This is a genomic window from Enterococcus sp. AAFC-DPL-6103 (assembly GCF_058216595.1).
This window is the reverse complement of sequence record NZ_CM177102.1, coordinates 344,774-365,622: the sequence shown is the minus strand read 5'-3', so window position 1 is coordinate 365,622 and position 20,849 is coordinate 344,774. Positions and strand designations below refer to the sequence as shown.

16 protein-coding genes and 1 pseudogene are annotated in these 20,849 nt (G+C 36.1%); 7 read left to right on the top strand and 10 right to left on the bottom strand.

The genetic code is table 11. The features are described 5' to 3' along the window. Positions 1-49 precede the first annotated feature (49 nt). The 3 genes from AC4BC3_RS01775 to AC4BC3_RS01765 form a co-directional block, all read right to left on the bottom strand. Complete coding sequence (locus AC4BC3_RS01775) at positions 50-421, bottom strand: hypothetical protein (RefSeq protein ID WP_490466808.1); 372 nt, start codon at positions 419-421, stop codon at positions 50-52. A gap of 100 nt (positions 422-521) precedes the next feature. Beyond that, entirely contained in the window at positions 522-1,229 is a 708-nt protein-coding gene (locus AC4BC3_RS01770; protein WP_490466807.1) for a DUF4811 domain-containing protein, read from the bottom strand. Further along, positions 1,226-2,704 carry an MDR family MFS transporter gene (locus tag AC4BC3_RS01765; protein WP_206910976.1) on the bottom strand — a complete coding sequence of 493 codons (1,479 nt, stop codon included), beginning with the start codon at positions 2,702-2,704 and terminating at the stop codon, positions 1,226-1,228. Before AC4BC3_RS01765 ends, AC4BC3_RS01770 begins: the two co-directional genes overlap by 4 nt. A 138-nt stretch (positions 2,705-2,842) precedes the next feature. Between AC4BC3_RS01765 and AC4BC3_RS01760 the strand changes: the two genes are divergently transcribed. Then, positions 2,843-3,316: a MerR family transcriptional regulator gene (locus tag AC4BC3_RS01760; RefSeq protein ID WP_206910986.1), complete on the top strand. Its 474-nt coding sequence runs from the start codon at positions 2,843-2,845 to the stop codon at positions 3,314-3,316. A 92-nt stretch (positions 3,317-3,408) separates the two neighbouring features. Here AC4BC3_RS01760 and xylB read toward each other — a convergent pair. Continuing rightward, positions 3,409-4,922, bottom strand: a pseudogene (xylB, locus tag AC4BC3_RS01755) (xylulokinase). A gap of 157 nt (positions 4,923-5,079) precedes the next feature. Next, entirely contained in the window at positions 5,080-6,234 is a 1,155-nt protein-coding gene (locus AC4BC3_RS01750) for a class C sortase (protein ID WP_490466806.1), read from the bottom strand. A gap of 160 nt (positions 6,235-6,394) precedes the next feature. Here AC4BC3_RS01750 and AC4BC3_RS01745 point away from each other — a divergent pair, with 160 nt between their 5' ends. Continuing rightward, complete coding sequence (locus AC4BC3_RS01745; protein WP_490466805.1) at positions 6,395-8,074, top strand: hypothetical protein; 1,680 nt, start codon at positions 6,395-6,397, stop codon at positions 8,072-8,074. Between the two features lie 186 nt (positions 8,075-8,260). On the opposite strand, the gene AC4BC3_RS01740 is transcribed toward AC4BC3_RS01745, so the two are convergent. The 3 genes from AC4BC3_RS01740 to AC4BC3_RS01730 form a co-directional block, all read right to left on the bottom strand. Further along, a complete protein-coding gene (locus AC4BC3_RS01740) occupies positions 8,261-8,536 on the bottom strand; it encodes a hypothetical protein (RefSeq protein WP_206910982.1) in 276 nt (91 codons plus the stop codon). A gap of 435 nt (positions 8,537-8,971) precedes the next feature. Then, on the bottom strand, positions 8,972-9,802 hold the full coding sequence (locus AC4BC3_RS01735) for an endonuclease/exonuclease/phosphatase family protein (protein ID WP_490466804.1): 831 nt from the start codon (positions 9,800-9,802) through the stop codon (positions 8,972-8,974). 36 nt (positions 9,803-9,838) lie between these two features. Then, the gene (locus AC4BC3_RS01730) at positions 9,839-12,007 is read right to left on the bottom strand and encodes a PTS transporter subunit IIBC (RefSeq protein WP_490466803.1); all 2,169 of its coding nucleotides are present in this window, start codon (positions 12,005-12,007) and stop codon (positions 9,839-9,841) included. A 290-nt stretch (positions 12,008-12,297) separates the two neighbouring features. Between AC4BC3_RS01730 and AC4BC3_RS01725 the strand changes: the two genes are divergently transcribed. The 5 genes from AC4BC3_RS01725 (at position 12,298) to AC4BC3_RS01705 (ending at position 17,713) form a co-directional block, all read left to right on the top strand. After that, complete coding sequence (locus AC4BC3_RS01725; RefSeq protein ID WP_490466802.1) at positions 12,298-14,592, top strand: glycoside hydrolase family 65 protein; 2,295 nt, start codon at positions 12,298-12,300, stop codon at positions 14,590-14,592. Further along, positions 14,585-15,250, top strand: a complete 666-nt coding sequence (pgmB, locus tag AC4BC3_RS01720) for a beta-phosphoglucomutase (RefSeq protein ID WP_206911084.1) — start codon at positions 14,585-14,587, stop codon at positions 15,248-15,250. The genes AC4BC3_RS01725 and pgmB overlap by 8 nt, the downstream gene beginning before the upstream one ends. Further along, positions 15,243-16,250, top strand: coding sequence for an aldose epimerase family protein (locus AC4BC3_RS01715; protein ID WP_490467273.1), 1,008 nt, complete (start codon positions 15,243-15,245; stop codon positions 16,248-16,250). The genes pgmB and AC4BC3_RS01715 overlap by 8 nt, the downstream gene beginning before the upstream one ends. A 23-nt stretch (positions 16,251-16,273) precedes the next feature. Next, a complete protein-coding gene (locus AC4BC3_RS01710) occupies positions 16,274-17,296 on the top strand; it encodes a LacI family DNA-binding transcriptional regulator (RefSeq protein WP_206911086.1) in 1,023 nt (340 codons plus the stop codon). A gap of 144 nt (positions 17,297-17,440) precedes the next feature. Beyond that, positions 17,441-17,713, top strand: coding sequence for a SemiSWEET family transporter (locus tag AC4BC3_RS01705; protein ID WP_490466801.1), 273 nt, complete (start codon positions 17,441-17,443; stop codon positions 17,711-17,713). An 82-nt stretch (positions 17,714-17,795) separates the two neighbouring features. Here AC4BC3_RS01705 and nhaC read toward each other — a convergent pair whose 3' ends face one another. Both nhaC and tyrP read right to left on the bottom strand, forming a co-directional pair. Continuing rightward, complete coding sequence (nhaC, locus tag AC4BC3_RS01700; protein WP_490466800.1) at positions 17,796-19,163, bottom strand: Na+/H+ antiporter NhaC; 1,368 nt, start codon at positions 19,161-19,163, stop codon at positions 17,796-17,798. A gap of 80 nt (positions 19,164-19,243) precedes the next feature. After that, a complete protein-coding gene (gene tyrP / locus AC4BC3_RS01695; protein ID WP_206911091.1) occupies positions 19,244-20,701 on the bottom strand; it encodes a tyrosine-tyramine antiporter in 1,458 nt (485 codons plus the stop codon). Between the last annotated feature and the right edge of the window lie 148 nt (positions 20,702-20,849).

The following is a 20,849-nucleotide window of genomic DNA, read 5'->3' as shown; positions in this document are numbered from 1 at the left end:
GCTAAAATCACTAATGATTTCAGCTGCTTTTTATTTCCGTTTTAGCTACTTACAGCTTTGGTATACTATCTTGTCCCTTATACCAAAGTTCTTCTGAAGTATATCGATCGGTTTCGTTCAGCACGACCGTTCCATCTAATTCAATTTCAGTTTTACTTCCAATCCACATATTTGCTGGCATTCCTAAAAGATTTTTGCGTGCTCCTTTGCTGTTTAATTTGAATGCATCTCCGAGGTCTTCAACCCAGTGTGATTTTAAGTATTTTGTCTGACCATTATCAAAATCTACTTTCAAAATATTGGCTACATTTTCCACTTTTATTGCTTTCGGTACTTGCTCTTTCATTTCTACTCCTCCAATCCTTTTTAAGATATCTCCCATGCCACAAAAAGAAAGCGCTATCCCCCGCCAGTTTAACATGTTAGAAATGTTCCTACAATCATTCAAAAAAAATAGACTAGAACCTTTACAGGTCCTAGTCTATTTTTCAAACAGTTGGTCAAACAACTGTTTCTAGCATCTATTTTTCTTTCACTTCTTGAATCAATTTGGTAAACGCTTCTTGTTGATAAGCAGCTGTTAATTTTTTGATTAGCGCTTCTTGCTCAGATTGACTCATTTGTGGATTCTCCATCATTGCTTGCTTTAAGCCGTCCTGTACATAAGCTTTTGCTTCACTTTCCATAGTACTTTGACGTTCTTTGGAAAGTTTTGCTAATTTTTCTGCTTGATCTGTATTTAAAGTAATCCAGTCCTTTGGTAATTTAAATGTATTCACACGTTTATCAAACTCATGATTATTATCAGCTATATTAAACCAAAATTTATAATGATCATTCTTGTATACCCAATAAGTCGTTTTTGTGACTTTTTCTGCAGCTCCAGTAGTTGACTCCACTTTGTTCGTTACATTGTCAGTTCCAGTAGCTGTTGGTTTTTTCTGACTTTCTTTGGTCTTATACAAGTAAATCTTTTCAGTTCCATCACCAAGTTCTTTATAAAGTAACAGATTGGCACCTGAATCAGCGCTAGAAACGATTTTTTTCGTTGTTATTTCCGTCACTCTTTCCATCCCAAAATGGTTAGAAATATTCGCTACAATCAATCCTAAAGCTCCAACAAAAACGGCACCAAAGATCAATGAAAGGACTGTTTGCCATGCTTTTTTGGCAAAAACATTAATCAAAGCAAAGGCAACTAAACTAATAATCAAAATACCAATTATCATGCTTGATCCCCCTTCACTGAAAGTTCTTTAAGTGGTTCTTTTTTCTTTAAGAAGAAAGCAATAACAAAGCCAATGATCCCAAAAATAATCGCTACTACAAATGCAGCATGATAGCCAGATAAAGTTGCATTGATTGCTTGGTCTTTATAAGCCAATGGTGTTGCTTTTAATATTTCTTTGTCAGGTAAATTGTCTTTTGTAACATTGGTCAATACACTAATCAAAATTGCCGTACCGATTGAACTAGCAATTTGACGGAAAGTATTATTGACCGCCGTACCATGACTAATCAAATTATTTGGTAAAGCATTCATACCTGAAGTTGTAACTGGCATCATAACCATTGAGATCCCAAACATCCGAATCGCGTATAAAAGCACGATATAAACGACTGGTGTTGTTTCTGTTAAAAATGCAAATGGTGCAGTAGCGGCAGTTAAAATAAACATACCTGTAATAGCTAAACGTTTTGCACCATGTTTGTCAAAAATCATCCCAGTGATTGGCATCATTGCCCCCATGATCAATGCACCTGGAAGTAACATCAATCCTGAATGAAAGGCTGACTCTCCACGAATATTTTGAATATACAAAGGAACAACCATTTCCGCGCCAACCATCGCCATATTGGTTACTCCAGCTAAAATAGCTGCAATAGTAAATGTTGTTGATTTAAAGACCCGAAGTTCCAAGAAAGGATGTTCTAGACGCAACTGACGTAATGAGAATAAGATAATAAAAAGAACCCCAACAATCAAGAAGCCAATTACTTGGACACTTCCCCAACCTTCGTTGCCTACACTAGAAAATCCATAAAGTAAGCTACCAAATCCGATTGTTGATAATATTGCTGAAAGTAAATCAATACTTGGATTTGACAACGGAATCACGCTCTTCATCAAGAAGATTGCCAACACTAAAACTAATACAACGATTGGAATAATCATCCCAAACAAATCACGCCATTGATAATTATCAATGATGTAACCAGATAACGTTGGGCCTAATGCTGGTGCAAGTCCAATCACAATTCCAGACATTCCCATCGCAGAACCTCTTTTTTCTGGTGGGAATATCGATAACATAATATTTTGCAATAATGGCATTGAAACACCAACACCTGCAGCTTGAATCAAACGGCCAATCAATAAGGTAGAAAAATTAGGTGCGATATAGCAAGTAATTGTTCCAATTAAAAATACCGTCATTGCTGAAAGATATAAACTGCGTGAGCTGAACTTGTTAATCAACCAAGCTGTAATAGGGATCATGATCCCATTCACTAATAAAAATCCTGTTGTTAACCACTGCACATCTGAAGCTGTGATATCAAAAGCTTTCATTAACGTAGGAAAAGCTGTTGTCAACAGCGTTTGATTCAATACGGTACAAAAGGTACCAATTAGTAAAACAACCACTAGTAATGAGCGGTTATATGGTTTGCCGTAAATATCTACGGGCTGTTTTTTACTCATGTGTCTCCTTCTTTCTAATTATTTTTGCGAAATCACTAGAATACTTTATTCCTAATCAGATAGTTTGTCAACCTACTTGACACAAAAGTCAACAAAAGTATAATTAAAGAAAGAAGAAGGTCAAAAGGAGTGACAAAAGTGATTCATAACCACCTCAAAGAACTATTAAAAAATGATCATTTGCTTGTTGGTATCAGTGAACTTAGTGAACTTGTTGGTGTTTCTCCACGTCAATTGCGTTATTGGGAAAAGAAAGGTTTTATTCAATCTGTCGAAACCGATTCCAACGGACCAAGAAAGTATCGATTGCCTACAGTTGTTAAGGTTGAAATCATCAAACAGTATCTGGACGAAGGATATACGTTGACAAAAGCTGTTGAAAAAGCAACTGCTCATATCCAAAAAATGCACCATGTTCGCAAAGTTTTTTCAAAATGTATCAAAGAAATCGAGTTGTTCGATCAGCGCTACACAGCAATTTCTTTTGGAGATTTCAAAGAAGATGATTCCCAAATTTACATTATTCATGATGATAAAACAGATGAATTAACGTATAAAATCGTCCCTATAGCCGAGAATGTAGATATTAAGAAATTAGTCAGAGAAGCTTAGTCTTATCCACTCAAAATAAATTTCAATAATTTGGAACACTCATTTTCTTCCTCGACTCAATTTATTTTGAGAATAAGTGAGTGGTTCTTTTTTTACTCTTTTCCCCCTTTTTCCTCATCAAATACACGTAACTGGTGACTCAGTTCCTTCGTCTGTCCATAAACTTGTTGATAAATTGAATAAATTTTTTGATATACTCGAACATTATCAGTATTTGGCGTTGCTACTTTATGATAACTAACAAAATTTCTGTACAATTTTCCAGTGAATCAAACTATCCGACTCCTACTGCCGCAATCATCGCAGCACCCATACTTGGTCCTTCTTCAACAGCCAGACCAAAAATGTCTACATCAAAAACATCAGCTTGGATTTGTGCCCATTCTTTATTTTTTGCACCTCCACCAACGGAAATAACTTGAGTAAATGTTTGTTGTAGCATCTCTTCGAGCAATAATTGAATGTCTTTCAAGGAAAAAGTGATTCCTTCAACCACTGCACGCATAAAATGTGGAAATGTATGTTTCGTATCAATCCCTAAAAAACTCCCTCTAATGTGGCCATCAGAATGAGGTGTCCTTTCTCCTATGATATATGGTGTAAAGAGCAAGCCATTCGCTCCTGGCGAAATCTGTTCAATTTCAGATAGCGCTTCTGAAAAACTCTTCTCTTGAGCAAATGTTTGCTTCATCCACTGCAAACTATATCCTGCTGCCAAGGTGACACCCATCAAATAATAGCTATCAGAAACTGCATGATCAAACCAATGAAGTTTTCCAGTAGTTTGTTTTTGACTCTTACCACAAGTCAAAAATACACCTGAAGTACCGATACTCACTAACCCTTTTTCTGAAGAAAAAATCCCCGCACTTAGCGCTGCACAAGCATTGTCTGCCGCTCCAGCCATAACTTTTACTTTTTGATTGATTCTCACATCGTCTAAAGACTCAAGCAGCAACATCCCTACACACTTTGTCGATTCGACTAATGGCGGGAAATATATTGATGGAATGCCGAAGATTTCAGCAATTTCTTCTGACCAAGATCGTTGTTCAAAATCCAACAACAAAGTTCCTGCTGCATCTGAAAAATCCATGTTTATTTTTCCAGTCAAACGATATCTCAAATAATCTTTAGGTAATAAAATATGGCGAACTTTCGACCATATTTCTGGTTCATTTTTCTTTACCCACAATATTTTTGGGAGAGTAAAGCCTTCCACAACTTGGTTTTTTGTAATTTCTAAAAGCTGGTCTCCACAACTTTCCTTAATCTGTTCACACTCCAGACTTGTACGAACATCATTCCACAAAATAGCTGGACGTAATACCTGCTTTTGTTCATCTAATAAAACTAGACTATGCATTTGCCCCGAAAAACTTATTCCTTTTAGATTTTCACTGAAATCTGCTATCTCCACTACAAACCTTCTTAATACTTTTTGTAAAGCAAGGAACCAATCATCTGGATTTTGCTCACTCCAGCCAGTCTTTTCCTGAAAAAAAGAATAACTCTCACTTGCACAGGCTACGACCTCTCCACTTCTATTAGTCACGATTCCTTTTAGTGAACTAGTCCCCAAATCAATTCCTACCACATATCCCATCAAATGCATTTCCTCCTCTGATCACTCAAACAAACAATTTTAATTCCTTTCATCATGTAGTTACGCCTTTTTTCATTTTTGTGTGTCAAAAAAGTAGATTTTTTACAAAAAAACTGGAACAAACAATGTACGCATCATTTGTCCCATTTTTTTGATTCTATTCAACAATAAATTTTCGATTATCAACTATTAGTTGTTTCACTCTTTTTCTTCTACTAATAAATAACATAGCTGACTCTTTTTTCTTTTTCACACCAAACTTAATCTTGACGTTGTTATGGGATACATCAACTAATTGATATTGTCCGCCTGGCAATTGTTTAAATTCTACTTTACCAAACTGATTACTTGTTGATTCAATCGGTTCACCCTCTCTAAAAACCAATCGTCCTTTTTGCATTAAGCGAAAAGTTGATCCTATTACTGGTAATTCGGATGTGTTACGTATAATAAAAGAAAAATCAAATGTTTTTTGACTTAATTGATGATGATAAATCAAACGATACACCAAATAAATCAAAAATAGTGTGGCAACAATCACACCAATCAAAATCAAAACATAACGCAAAATTCGCCATTGATTTCCTTTTATTTCACTCACTTTTACGGATTCATTATAAGGAATACGGTAACCCGTAACCAATAAACGGTGAGAATTAACCATGTATGGTGTACAAGTTAACAATGTAACTAGATCTCTGTCTTCTTGAATCGATAATGAAGAAGTATCATCTGGTGTCACCACCTCAATGTTCTCGACTTGGTAAGCTAATTTTTTATCTAAGACTGTCAAAATAAACTGATCCCCAATTTTCATTTCTTCTAAATCAGTAAAGAACAGACGATTGGGTAAACCCGAATGTGCCGAAATAACAGAATGCGTCGATTTCCCACCGGTAGGAAAAGATGTCCCTTGTAAAACGCCTGCACCGATTTCTAAAACATCAGTAGTTGTTTCATCATAAAGTGGTAAATGGATATTGATTTTAGGAATATTGATGCTACCAATTAATTCAGCCTGCACAATTTCTCCCTTTTTTTCATCATTAAAAGGGTCAGAACCAGGATTGAGCCCATTTTTTCGTAAGCGTTCATTTTCCATTGTCATTTTTTGTTGTAAAGAAGCAGTTTCTTCAACTGATTTCTTCTGCGCCTGCTCAATTCTTTTTTGATCAATCAATCCATTCAGCGAATCAACATAAAAAGGATAGAGTGCAATCAGTAATCCTAGGAGGATTACGAATAACAATGTTATTTTTAACAATAATGTTCTAATCTTTTGTTTCCTTTTAAATGGCTTTTCATTTTTCATATGTCCGCCCTCCTTTGGTACCCTTTTCATTTATCATTACATAGTTAGTAACCTTTTTCAATAATAGAAAGAAATTTCAATTTTCTTTCAAAATTCTTGCCTCCGTTTTCAATTGGCTTTATCATATAACTAATTCATCCAATTGAAAGGAGCTTTCTATTTGAAAAAAATCAGACCTTTTATGGTGATTAGTTTGATTGCACTTATTTTTGTTCTTCCACATTTATTTACACATAAACTGATCCTTGGCGCAGATGCTTCTTTTCATTATAATCGCTTTTACGAAACAGCTCAGCAAATTAAAAATCACAACTTTCATTACTTTACTTCCATTTATGGTTTCCAGCAAAGTGGTCGGATTGTCAATGCTGTTTACGGTCCATTTTTTGCTTATTTTCAAGGGCTACTTGTCCTGATCTCTGGTAGTTGGTTTCATTACCAAATACTTTCTAATTTTCTTTTATACTTGATAGCTGGTTGCTCTATGATTGTTTTATTGAAGTATGCGAAAGTCCAAGATTCGATTGCTATACCGATTGCTGTCATTTTTATGAGTACTTATTCCATACAATATTGGGCAATCAATCAAGGATTTACTAGCTGGGGAACCGCGTTTTTTCCTTTGTGTTTACTCCCCATCGTTGATTTTGTCGTTAACAAAAGGTTTCCTTTGAAAAAAGTAGCAGTTTCTATAGCTATAATGACCCAGATTCATTTACTTTCAACTATCATGCTTATTTTAATGTATGTACCTTTTTATATCACTTTCTTTTTTTCGCAAACAAATCGTGGAAGCCAATTACTACAACTTGGAAAATCAATTTTACTTTACCTCTGCCTGACTGCAAACGTTTGGGCTAGTTTACTAATTGTCTATACTGGAAATGAAATTTTAGCACCATTCGTTAATAAAAACATGAGCGAAAAAGCGATTGATCTCGGTGGAAGTTATTGGCTACGCTATCCAGGAATCTTTCCTATTATTTTAGCTATAGGCGTTCTGTTATTAATTTTATTCCGGAAAAAGCTAACACTCTTTGAGAAATTACTCTTTGGAACAAGCTTGTTCTTCTTGCTTCTCTCAACCAGTTTGGTGCCTTGGACGACATTGGTAGCAAAAGGTGTCCCTTTTGTTCGTTTGATTCAATTTCCTTTTCGTTTTTTTGTGCCTTTCACGCTACTATTTTTGCTACTCTTTGCATTGGTCTCCAGCCATTGGCATTCTCAGAAATGGCTGAAGATAATCGGTATATTTATAGTGATTATTTGTACTGGTCAAACTGTCCAAACTCTCTCTAGCCACTTAGCTCAGTGGGAACAAACAAAATTTGTCAGCAGACATACTTATTTATTTGAGAATCAAGCCGACACGAGAAAAACATTTTTTAATAAAGATTTAGCAACCAGTTTGTTTGCTTTTCAAAAAACAACACCAGATTATCTACCAATCTATCAAGCAACAACTGCAAATAAATATGATCGTTATAGCCAAGATATTCTAGATAATGAAACAAAATATATCAAGAGTTATTCAAAAGGTGATTTAACTGTTAAATGGAAAAATACGGGAACCGAAACAGTCAAACTACCAATTATTGTCTATGATCGAACAAGATTAGTTCGAAATGGCCATACGATCACAGACTATCAATTAACTGATATTGGCACGCCCATTATCAAGCAGCACAAAGGTATTAACAAAGTGACGATTCATTATTCTCCACCGTTCTATTTTTATGTTTCTCTTGTCATCTGTCTTGTCGCTTGGGGAATTCTATTTTTGTCTCCTATTTATGAAAAATATACGCTTTGGCGCAAAAAAAAGGAATTATTCAAGTAGTTATTGTCCCCTTCAACAAGAAGTCATTCACACATATAAGTTCAACAAGTCCCCTTATGGTTATGTTTCTCAACCACCGTAAGGGGACTTGTTGTTTAAATTATCTAACTTAGTAAAAAGGAACCATTTAAAGGTGACAGTAGTTCTTTCATTCTGAAACGAGAGGTGGATGAATGAGCTTTTAGTTTACTTTCTTCGTTTCTTTCCCAAAACAAGTAAAACTGTGATAATAATCAAGATGATTTCTGCCACGACCAATTCAACATAAACATTTTCTCCAAGAGATACCAAGAATTGATTCTCTACGCTTTCAACCAACTTTTCTTTACTAGATGACGGGTAACTAGCTGAACTCTGTTCTACCTTGTTCTCTTCAGATGATTCATCAATCGTTTCTTCTGTTTTCAGAACATAAAATTTTACTTTACCTTTTGTATCTGTAGCAATCAATCGGTCATGCATTCACTATGTCTCTTCTTCCGATTTATGAAAGCTCCTCTTCATTCAAATTCTTGTCCTCTTTTTAGTTGACTACTAGTATTCACTTGAAAAAAATCATTATTATTTAGAATAAATATTGCCAATGTTAAAACAATAGAATCTCTTATGAATTATGGACGATCTAGAAAAATTGAGATATTTGGCATTCATGAGTCCTACGTATTTTCCAACAATGAGCGCTTACCTCTGTATTCCATTTTATAGATTAAACTTATCCATATGCACAAAAAAAGAAATATCTTTATGTTTATAGATGATTCATATTTTTGCACTCTATAAATGTCTTTTGAAAAATCAGTTATCATGAATAAAATATCACAAAAAACTACCGACTAAAATTTTCTAGTCGGTAGTTTTCATAATAGTTGGTCATCTTTTCATCAACCATGTATTTGTTTAAAATTTAGCGATTTCTATCTCAATTCCAAAGTGATCACTAATGATTGGAGCATTTTCTCCATCAAATACAATTTGATGGGAATAAACAATACTAGTTTCTGGAACAAAAATATAATCAATTCTTAATTTCCGAGTATTCTCTTTCCACCCATCGATTGCTTGCTCTACTGTTGCTTCACCATTCTTTGTTTTCGCTATGGAATAGCTGTCTATTATTGCAAGTGGACTTTTTTCAACAAGTAAGTAACCTGCTTCTTGCGCTGGATTATTAAAATCCCCAAGTAAGAAAAGCGGCTTATTCTCCGTTAATAATCGTTGTTCTAGCTGTTGCCATTCAAAAGCAAAACCGGAATTTTTATCCTGCCACCAAGAAAAGTGAGTACTTACAACACAAATTTCTTTTCCTTGGAATAACGTATTGCCAATTAGTAACTTTCTCGTTCGATAATCTTGATAGTTACTTGTTTCAGATACGATCATTGCCTCACTTGTCAAAGGATTTTTTGAAAGTAGCGCATTTCCTTCTTCGTAAATATCATAGCCAATATGACTCATGTCCCAACTCCAATAATAGGAGCGTCCTTCCATTGCTAATTTTTTGATTAAACAATAGGCAAAATTATCTTCATGGATACTTTTTTGTCCACTTACTGAACAAAAATTAACAAGGTCACTCTGAGAAACAACAGCTGACTCCACTAGTTGATTCACTTCTTGCAATGCAATGATATCATAGTCTGCTTCCACAATTTTCTCAACTAATTGTTGTAACTTCCGTTCCGCCTCATCTTCTAGCCAACTATGTGTATTTAGTGTGAGCAAATTCATTTATCTGACCCCTTTTTCATTTCACAAGTATTCAATTTAAATGTGGATAGTTCCAATGACTTCATTCTCTTGCACATTTCCAAACCGTGGGATTTCTAATGTTTCAACCTTATCACTGTTCGTGAAAATAACCATAATCGTTGTTTCTTTACCAGCTTTTTCGATAACATTTAAATTCATAGATGCAAGTTTTGTTCCTGCAGTAACTATTTGCCCTTCTTTAACAAAAACTTCAAAAGCCGATTCCGTTAACTCAACCGTATCGATTCCCATATGGATCAAAATTTCAATGCCATCTACCGTTTGTAAGCCCATCGCATGCTTGCTTGGGAAAATACTAATAATCTTCGCATCAACTGGTGCTACCACTGTCTCTTGAGTTGGGACAATCGCTAATCCTTCACCCATCATTTTTTGTGCGAACACAGGATCATCAACATCTTCAAGTGCAATCAACTTTCCTGTTGTTACCGCATGAATCGCTTGTTCTTTGCCTAAAAATGTCGTTTGTGATTCTGTTGAACTTACTAGGTTATTTTTTGGCAAGGGAATAGCTGCACCAGATTGCAACAAATCTTCAATATCAGATTTCAAAACATCCGCTTTTGGTCCATAAACAGCTTGCACCCCATTATCTTTTACAATCAACCCCATTGCTCCAGCACGTTTCCAAGCATCTTCTGTACCGACCTTTTCACGATCATTGACGCTCACACGTAAACGAGTCATACACGCGTCTACTTCACTAATATTTTCTTTACCACCTAATAAATGAATAATTTGAATAACTTGTTCACTTGCTACGCCTTCACCATCATTTGTTGTCTCTGTTGCATCGCCACCATCATTATCATAGTTTCCATTACGTCCAGGTGTCGCAAAATTGAATTTTTTGATTAAAAAGTTTGATAAGAAATAAGTTCCTACACCAAATACTACAACACACAGAACAAAGTTAAGTAAATCGCCACCTAAACCGGCTTTGATAGCTAGTGGTGTTCGTGTCAATAATTCAATATTCCCAAAAGAGTGTACTCGTAATGGTAAGATATCTGCCATTGCAAAAGCTGCCCCTTGGATAAAAGAATACACGATATATAATGGCATTGCTGCAAACATAAACATAAACTCAAGAGGTTCTGTCACACCTGTCAAGAAAACTGCCAACGCTGCTGAGAAATACATTGATTTATATTTTGAACGTTTGTCAGCATCCACATTACGATACATTGCTAAAGCTAAGCCCATTAAAATACCAGACGAACCAATCATTTGTCCAACTTTAAAACGTGCAGGTGTCCAGTTTTCCAATACAAAGGCATATTGTGATGTGTCGCCAGCACCTTTAAGATTAACCAAGTCTGTTGCCCAAGCAAGCCATAATGGATCTTGACCAAATACTTGTGTTCCAGCTTGTGCACCAGATAGAATTTCATACGTTCCACCCAATTGTGTGTAGTTGATTGGAATCGTTAACATATGATGCAACCCAAAAGGTAAAAGTAAGCGTTCAAGTGTTCCGTATAAGAACGGTGCTAAAATTGGTGCACTATCTTGTGATTGAGCGATCCATAAACCAAAGTTATTGATTCCTGCTTGGATATTTGGCCACACAATAGCAAGAATCAAAGCAACAATTGTAGACCATAAAATTACAACAAATGGTACAAAACGTTTCCCATTGAAAAATGATAATGCATCAGGTAATTTTCGATAATTGTAATATTTATTGTAAGCCATCGCCCCAACAAATCCGGCGATAATCCCAACAAAAACGCCCATGTTTAAAGCAGGTGATTCTAAAACACTAGTAAAGAATCCTTTAACCATGATTTTCGTACCAAATAAGGTATGCGTAAATGCTTCTTCATTCGCTAACATATCCGCAGTAACACCAAAAATCGCTCCAGTGATTCGATTGATTAATACAAATGAGATCCCTGCAGCAAATGCTCCTCCTGCACGATCTTTTGCCCAACTGCCTCCAATAGCCAGTGCAAATAAAAGATGTAGATTACCAATAATTGCCCAACCAATGCTCTCAACTACACCACCTGTTGTAACTAACGGTGCAAAATCTGGATTGATCAGTGGCAGTGATTTCCCAATACTAATCATTAACCCTGCAGCTGGCATAACTGCAACAACAACCATTAATGCTTTTCCGAATTTTTGCCAAAATTCAAAACTAAATAATTTCTTCATGCTCTCTCTCCTTTACGCAATCGGTTTCGCTATATTGTCATTATAGCTTGGGTTTTATTTTTTGTAAATGCTTTATTTTTAATCAACGACAAAAAAATTTTCCCTACTTCTTATATTGATTTTTCTCTGTACATCACGTTAGTTTTTGAAAAGCAACAACAATCAGTATTTAATCCTTTTTATCATCCTTCAGTCAAAATAAAAAGATTTCTTGAATTATTTTTATTGACTAACGCAATCGGTTGCGTTTATTATAAACGTATCAATATGAATTCACTAGGAGGCAAATCATGAAACAAATCAAACGTCTTTTTCAAATCGATCCATGGAAAATCAAAACAAATCAACTTAATAAAAATGAACTACGCCTACAAGAATCCCTTACAAGTATCGGAAATGGCTACATGGGTATGCGTGGTAACTTTGAAGAAAGTTATTCTGGCGATCACCATCAAGGAACTTATCTTGCAGGTGTTTGGTATCCAGACAAAACTCGAGTTGGCTGGTGGAAAAACGGCTATCCAGAATACTTTGGTAAAGTGATCAATGCGGTGAACTTTATCGCGATGGATTTATTTATCGATGAGCAACCAGTCGACTTAGCAACGCACCAGCCAGAAAATTTTTATCTAGAATTAGATATGAGGAACGGACTATTATCACGCCAATTTACAATCACTACTGACACAAATAAAGTACGCTTTTCTTTTGAGCGTTTTCTAAGTATTTCTAAAAAAGAATCTGCATTTATCCACTTAACTGTCGAAATGCTTGAAGGCACAGGCACAATTGATCTTCGTTCAAAATTAGACGGGGATGTTCAAAATGAGGACAGCAATTATGAAGAACATTTTTGGCTACCGATCGCCGTTGGTTCAAAAGATGGTATCGGCTATTTAACTACTGAAACAATCCCTAATAACTTTGGAATTGAAACTTTTGCCGTTACTTCTGCCGTTCGCCATTTAATCGACGGTAAACTAGCCGTACCAACATATGAAGAAACTGAATTGACTTTATCTGCAACATTTACCAAGACTTTACAAGCTGGTGAATCATTTACGATTGATAAGGAAGTCGTTGTTTTAACTAGCCGTGATGTTGAAAAAGAAAAACAAGTTCAACAAGCAATGGAGATGCTTAATCAGCTTGATCAAACATATGCACAAGAAAAAGCAGATCAAACAGCAGCTTGGGCAAAACGTTGGGAATTGGCGGATGTTATCATCAAAGGTGATGATGAAGCGCAACAAGGAATTCGCTTCAATCTTTTCCAGCTATTCTCAACTTATTATGGAGAAGATCAACGATTGAACATTGGACCAAAAGGATTTACTGGTGAAAAATATGGTGGCGCAACTTATTGGGACACAGAAGCTTATGCCGTACCACTTTATCTAGCTTTAGCCAAACCAGAAGTAACAAAAAATCTTTTAAAATACCGCCACAACCAATTACCACAAGCCATTCACAACGCACAACAACAAGGACTAAAAGGCGCACTTTATCCAATGGTTACCTTCACAGGTATTGAATGCCATAATGAATGGGAAATTACTTTTGAAGAGATCCATCGAAATGGCGCGATTGCTTATGCCATCTATAACTATACAAATTACACTGGCGATCAAGAATACTTGAAAAAAGAAGGTCTGGAAGTCTTGACTGAGATCGCACGTTTCTGGGCAGATCGCGTTCATTTTTCCAAACGACAAAATAAATATATGATTCATGGAGTTACTGGACCAAATGAATATGAAAATAATATCAATAACAATTGGTATACGAACACGATTGCTGCTTGGGTTTTACGTTATACAGCTGAAAAATATTCTGAGTTCAAAAAAGAGGCAACTGTCAAAATTTCAGACGAAGAATTAGCGAAATGGACAGAAATCGCCGCAAATATGTACTTCCCAATAGATCAAGAATTAGGAATTTTTGTACAACATGATACTTTCTTAGATAAAGATCTACAACCAGTAGCAAATCTTTCTCCAAGTGATCTACCTTTGAATCAACATTGGTCTTGGGATAAAATTTTGCGTTCTTGTTTCATCAAACAGGCGGATGTTTTACAAGGAATCTACTTCTTCAATGACCAATTCACAACTGAAGAAAAGCGTCGTAACTTTGATTTTTACGAACCAATGACCGTTCACGAGTCTTCCCTTTCTCCAAGTATCCATGCCATTTTGGCTGCAGAGTTAGGTATGGAAGAAAAGGCGGTTGAAATGTATCAACGTACTGCACGTTTAGATTTGGATAATTATAACAACGATACCGAAGATGGACTTCACATTACTTCAATGACTGGTAGCTGGCTAGCCATCGTTCAAGGTTTTGCGCAAATGAAAACAGACCAGGAAACATTAAGTTTTGCACCATTTTTACCTAAAACTTGGGAAGCCTATTCTTTCCATATCAACTATCGGAATCGTTTGATTTCTGTTGTTGTTGAAAGTGATCAAGTCACTTTCACTTTATTAGAAGGTGAACCTTTCAGTTTCGTTGTCTATAACCGGACCTATGAATTAGCAAATACATTATCTCTACCGCTTAGAAAGGAAGATGACTATGTTTAAGGGCGTTCTATTTGACCTAGATGGTGTTATTACTGATACAGCTGAATATCACTACCACGCTTGGAAAAAACTTGGTGAAGAAATCGGTATTACAATTGATCGCCGATTCAACGAACAATTGAAAGGTGTTAGCCGTGAAGATTCTTTATCTTTAATGCTACGTTATGGAAATAAAGAGAACGATTTTACAGCTGAAGAATTTGCTGAGCTAGCTCAAAGAAAAAATGATTATTACTTGGAAATGATTCAAGCAATCACTCCCAGAGATGTTTACCCAGGAATTTTAGAACTACTTACAGATTTGAAAGCAGCCAACCTGAAAATTGCTCTTGCTTCCGCAAGTAAAAATGGGCCTTTTCTACTTCAAAAAATGAACTTAACTTCTTATTTCGATGCACTCGCGGACCCTGCGAAAATTGCTCATGGTAAGCCAGCGCCGGATATTTTTCTGCTAGCTGCTAAAGAAATAGGTTTAACATCAAAAGACTGCATCGGTATTGAAGACGCACGTGCCGGAATCCAAGCAATCATGGCAAGTGGTGCTCAACCTGTAGGCGTCGGTCAAAAAAAAGACCTTGGTGAAAACATCCCAATCGTTTCTGACACAACTGCGTTAACGCTAGCCTACCTTAAAGAAGTGTGGCATGAACATGAATAAACCGCATATCCTCGTTACACCAATTACTCATAATTTAAAAAAAATCACTTTGAAGAACGACTTTTTAACAGTCGTTCTTCTCAATTATGGCGCTCGTCTTCATCAACTATTTGCACCTGACAAAGATGGAAACGTTGAAAATATCTTACTAAGTTATGATAATTACGAAGATGTTTTAACTGACAAAAGTTTTTTTGGTGCAACTGTCGGCCCTGTCGCGGGGAGGATCCGCGACGGCAAATGGAAAAATCATCAGCTGGAAAAAAACAATGGCATACATCACATTCATGGTGGAACAAACGGCTGGTCTTTTCAATATTGGGAAATCGAAATTTTTGAAGAACCAGATGCAATCGGCGTTGTCTTTTATTTAAAAGATACATTTTCTGGTTATCCAGGCCCGATAAAAGCTACCATAACGTACCGTTTACAAAATAACCAGCTTCAAATGACCACTAAAGCAACTAGCAACGTGACTACTATTACGAATCCGACCAACCATGCGTATTTCAATCTTTCAGGGAACGGACAAAGGGATATTTTAACGCATTCTTTGACCTTAAATACGTTGGGAATGTTGGAGCTAGATTCTGAGAAATTACCTACAGGAAACTTGCTCGAAGAAAACGACTTACGTATAAACTTCAAAAAAACGAACTCGATAAAACAAATTCTCGATGCTTATCCACTTGGTTTAGATGATGTTTTTTTATTACGTTATCCTAAAGTAACTAAACCTTCACTTCTTCTGGAAGAAAAAGAGTCAGGTAGACAGATGTCTGTGGCAACTTCTAATAAAAGTGTGGTATTATTTTCTACGACTGGGTTTGATGCTGATTTTACATTGAATGGTCAGAAAATGCATTCAAACTACGGATTAGCTATTGAACCACAGGAAGTACCCGACATCGTTCACTTTCCAGAATGGGGTTCGATTACACTGCATCCTGGACAAGAACGTATCACCCAAACAACTTATCAATTCATGACTACTTCATAATCACAAGAAAGGCGTGGCAAATAATGGCTATCACTGTAAAAGATGTCGCAAAAAAAGCAGGCGTTGCTACTTCAACTGTTTCGCGTGTAATCAACGATCATCCAAGCATCTCGGAAACAACCAAGAAAAAAGTTCGAAAAGTAATGGATGACCTTGGCTACGTTCCAAACATGACTGCCAGAAATCTCGGAAAGCGGACATCGAATGCCGTAGGCGTTATTTTGCCCCCACTAGATTCTAAAGAAAGACTTGGTAATCCGTTCTACCTTGAAATCATGGAAGCAATCAACGACGAAGCTCGACTTTATGATATGACGACAGCGATTGCAACGGCTAAAAGCTTTGAGCTTTTGCTTGAGAACGTCAAACGCATGCACCTACAAAAACAGGTCGACGGCTTTATTCTCGTTTATTCAGATAGCGCTGATCCAGTAATTGATTATTTATATAAAAATCAGATTCCGTTCACCTTGATTGGTCAACCTTATCAACATGAAAATGATATTGTTTATGTCGATAACGACAATCAATTACTTGGGAAACAGGCAACCGAGTTTTTAATCCAAAATGGGCATCAAAATATTTTATTCGTTACAAATACTACGCATGAAAGTTTATACTTCGAGCGTTATTTTGGTTACCAAAAAGCACTGATGCTCAATCAATTACCCACTTTCCCTAGTATTGTCTTAGAAAATCCAGAAGACTATCTAACTTTTAATGATACATTAACAACAACGAGAGCCACTGCCTTGGTTGTCATTGATGATATTTTTGCACTGCGTACGATGCAGCTTGCAGAAATGTATGGCTACACTATTCCTGATGATTTGTCAGTAATAAGTTTTAATAATTCAATTTTTTCAACATTAACGCACCCTTACCTAACAAGTATTGATATCGATATTTCAGAATTAGGTAGAATGGCTATGCAGAAGCTACGAGAAATTATCCATGACGAATTAAGTAGTGGTGTTCGTATGGTCATTCCTCATAAATTAATTAAAAGAGAGACAGTCATTCCATTAGCCGAAATAACCACATAATTGAGCAAAGAAAAAAGCGTTAGGGCATTCATCCTAACGCTTTTTATTCTGTTTAATAACAGTCGATTTCTTTTAGTTAGACGATTATCACAAGAAACTCTATACTGTTAGATAGAACGATTGTGAAAATTAAGGAGTGTTTATATGGAAAACGAAGAAAAAAGAGAAAAAATTATTGGGCATATCGGACGTATCGCATCGATTCTTTCAGTGATGATGTATGTTTCCTATATCCCACAAATCATGGATAATCTAGCGGGTTCAAAAGGCAATCCTATCCAACCATTAGTAGCAATGGTCAACTGTATCATCTGGACAATTTACGGTACGTTAAAAAAAGAAAAAGATTGGCCAATCATCATAGCCAATGTGCCCGGAATCTTTCTAGGTGCTATCACTTTTTTTACTTCGCTATAACAAAAATGGTTAAGTTCTCATTTATCTATTCAATAAGAATAATCGGCATTGAAACATGTTCTTGTCTCAGTGCCGATTATTTTTATTTTTCCAATTTAATTTTCTTATTCAAAAGAAAACCAATTACTATTGTAAATATTGGCGCAAACAATGGAAAATAAGCAAATGGTAAATATTGTAATGCACTGACTTTCATGGTTCCCATAATAAACGTCCCGCTAACTCCCCACGGAACTAAAGAATTGACCGCAGCACCCGCATCAGCTAGCGTGCGCGTCAAATAAGTCTTACGTAAGCCAGTTTGCTCAAACGACCCTTTAAAGGTTTCTCCTGGCAAAATAATTGATAGATATTGTTCACCAACAATCAAATTAATTCCGATACTACTTAATGCAGTGAAGCCAATCAAACGTGAAGGCCGATCCATTTTTTCGCGTAGCTTTTGAACAATTGTCCCAACAATTTCATATTTGATCAATAAACCACCTAATGCCAAAGCTAACAGAATCAAACTGGCCGAACCAAGCATACTCATGATTCCTCCTCGAGAAAGCAATGTATTCAACTTTTCATCTGAAGTTTGAGCAAGATAACCATTCATCAAGATATCAGCGACTTTTTGAATCGTTATTTTTTGATGAATAAATGCCAATACAACTGCTGTTGAAGAACCCACTAATAAAGTTGGAATAGCTGGAATTTTTTTGATGGCACCACCAAATAAAATAACTAATGGGATCAACGTCCAAGGGGATATCCAAAAGTTTGCCTGCATCTTATCGATCATCCCAGTAATATTTGATAAATCGGCCGAATGGCTATTTTGACCTAATAGTGTATACAAGATTAAAGACACAATAAAAGCTGGTAAATCCGTATAACGCATTGCTGCAATGTGATCGAATAAATTTACCCCACCAATTCCAGCTGCTAAATTCGTGGTATCAGATAACGGTGAACAGTTGTTTCCAAGAAAAGCTCCAGAAACTACAGCACCTGTTGTCATGGCATCAGAAAAGCCTAGTAGATGACCGATTCCTAAAAAGGCAATTCCAATTGTCGAAATCGTCGTAAATGAACTCCCTACCGTAATCCCTACAATCGTACAAACTAAAAACGCTGTGGGTAAAAAGAAACGGATAGAAATCAATTGAAAACCATAAACCATAATTGTTGGAATCGTTCCGGCTAAAATCCACGAAGCGACTAACACGCCAATCAGCAAAAAAATCAAAATTGGGATAATTCCCGGTGTGATTCCTTGGACGATCCCTGCATGGATATCATCCCAAGTAAAACCTCTAAATTTACCATAAAATAACAAACCCATAAAAACGATTAAAATTGGGATGTGTGGTGTTAAATGAAACCCAATAATCAAAATACCTAATATCGCTAATAGTACCACCAAGACAGCGATACTTTCTTTAATCGAACTTTTTTTATTCACTTGTTCTCACTTCTCCATTATTTTTTTCATGAAAAAAGTCCCACCTCGAAAATATTATTCTCTTGGTAGGACAATCTGGATTAGTGACTATTTGTCACTTGATCAGAGTATTCATCTAAATTTTCTTCTAAACTTGCTTCAACTGCAGTATTCCAAGAATCTTTCTTGAAATGGTTGATGATCAATGGGATTACAAACATAACAACTGCGATAGCTGTTACAAGTAATGCATCACTCATTGTTGCTGTTCCTAATGTAGCAAAAACAACGACAACGATTGAGAAAATCAACATGCAACTAATAACCCAAGCAAAGAAGTTTCCTGATTTACCAATACGATAAGGTCGGTTCAATTCTGGATGTTTTTTTCTCATTTCAAGTAAAGAAATAGCAATCAACACATAAACAATACAGTAAATGACTGTAGTTGCATTTGTTAATGTCAAGAAAACCGCACTAACGTCATCCATTACACCATAAAGTAGCGCAAACAATGAAATAACAATAGATTGTGTTAACACGACATTTTTAGAAACACCATATTTGTTTTCTTTATGGAAACCAAATTTTGGTGGTAAGAAGCCTTCTCTGGCCACTTGGATGATGGTTTTTGATGGTCCAGTAACCCAAGCAGATAGCTGTAACAATACACCAATGAAGACCATGAAACTAAAAATATTTCCGATAACTTCTGGTAAACCTAAAATTTGGCAATCAATCAAGATTGGTTGTGTGATGTTAGCCAATTCCATTTTTCCATTCGGAACAACGTTAGCAACTAACATCGCATTGATGACATTCAATAAAACTAGACCAATCAAGGCAATGAATACACCTTTAGTATAGTTTTTCGTTGCATCTTTCAAGCGAGGCATATAAACCGAGCTCATTTCAATCCCAACAAAAATAAAAGTGATACCAGCTAGATATTTTAATGATTCCACGTGTTCTAAGTCTGGGAAAGCTTTTGACCAAGAAAATGCACCTAAATAGCCGTTTGAAACCAAGCCAACTTTAAATGCTGCCAATAAACCAAGCACAAACATAATGACAACGGGAATGTATACACCCAACCAAACACCAATATTTCCGCCAACTTTTGCCATATCAAATTTTAAATTCAATAAAGTAATAATCCAATAAATAACTAAAATACAAGCTAATACGAACCAATGGTTATTTCCTAGTTCAACATTTCCAAAGGTATTTCCAAGCAATGGGCCTAATGTTGAAGCGACCATTACCATACCAGGGAACATTTGAACCCATAGCAACCAAGCAACGACAAATCCCCACTTGCTACCCAAAGCTGTTTTTACCCATAACTGTGGGCCACCTTCTTGAGGAAGCATTGTTGAAAGTTCACCAGAAACCATTGAGATCGGGCCAGCAAAAAATAAAACTGCAAAAATCGAATAAAAAATTAACGTCCAACCTACTGCTGCCAAAGTCGGAATACTCCGAACTGTAGCACACAGTGCCATTGTCAGACCAATAAAGGTTCCAAGACCCATCTTACTTACTTTAGATTCACTCACGGTTGACACTCTCCTTGATTTGTTGGATAAAATAGTGTCTTTGAAGCAATCTAAGTTAGCAATAAACAAAAGTAATTCCATCGATTCAAAGTTCGGTTTCATGCTTTAGCCTATCGCTTAAACGACAATGCTCCAAAGACGTCCTCAA

What these genes read in the sequence shown, in the direction of transcription:
- AC4BC3_RS01775 (WP_490466808.1), bottom strand. Translation starts at nt 421, where the DNA reads ATGTTAAACTGGCGGGGGATAGCGCTTTCTTTTTGTGGCATGGGAGAT.
- AC4BC3_RS01770 (WP_490466807.1), bottom strand. Translation starts at nt 1,229, where the DNA reads ATGATAATTGGTATTTTGATTATTAGTTTAGTTGCCTTTGCTTTGATT.
- AC4BC3_RS01765 (WP_206910976.1), bottom strand. Translation starts at nt 2,704, where the DNA reads ATGAGTAAAAAACAGCCCGTAGATATTTACGGCAAACCATATAACCGC.
- AC4BC3_RS01750 (WP_490466806.1), bottom strand. Translation starts at nt 6,234, where the DNA reads ATGAAAAATGAAAAGCCATTTAAAAGGAAACAAAAGATTAGAACATTA.
- AC4BC3_RS01740 (WP_206910982.1), bottom strand. Translation starts at nt 8,536, where the DNA reads ATGCATGACCGATTGATTGCTACAGATACAAAAGGTAAAGTAAAATTT.
- AC4BC3_RS01735 (WP_490466804.1), bottom strand. Translation starts at nt 9,802, where the DNA reads ATGAATTTGCTCACACTAAATACACATAGTTGGCTAGAAGATGAGGCG.
- AC4BC3_RS01730 (WP_490466803.1), bottom strand. Translation starts at nt 12,007, where the DNA reads ATGAAGAAATTATTTAGTTTTGAATTTTGGCAAAAATTCGGAAAAGCA.
- AC4BC3_RS01725 (WP_490466802.1), top strand. Translation starts at nt 12,298, where the DNA reads ATGAAACAAATCAAACGTCTTTTTCAAATCGATCCATGGAAAATCAAA.
- pgmB (WP_206911084.1), top strand. Translation starts at nt 14,585, where the DNA reads ATGTTTAAGGGCGTTCTATTTGACCTAGATGGTGTTATTACTGATACA.
- AC4BC3_RS01715 (WP_490467273.1), top strand. Translation starts at nt 15,243, where the DNA reads ATGAATAAACCGCATATCCTCGTTACACCAATTACTCATAATTTAAAA.
- AC4BC3_RS01710 (WP_206911086.1), top strand. Translation starts at nt 16,274, where the DNA reads ATGGCTATCACTGTAAAAGATGTCGCAAAAAAAGCAGGCGTTGCTACT.
- AC4BC3_RS01705 (WP_490466801.1), top strand. Translation starts at nt 17,441, where the DNA reads ATGGAAAACGAAGAAAAAAGAGAAAAAATTATTGGGCATATCGGACGT.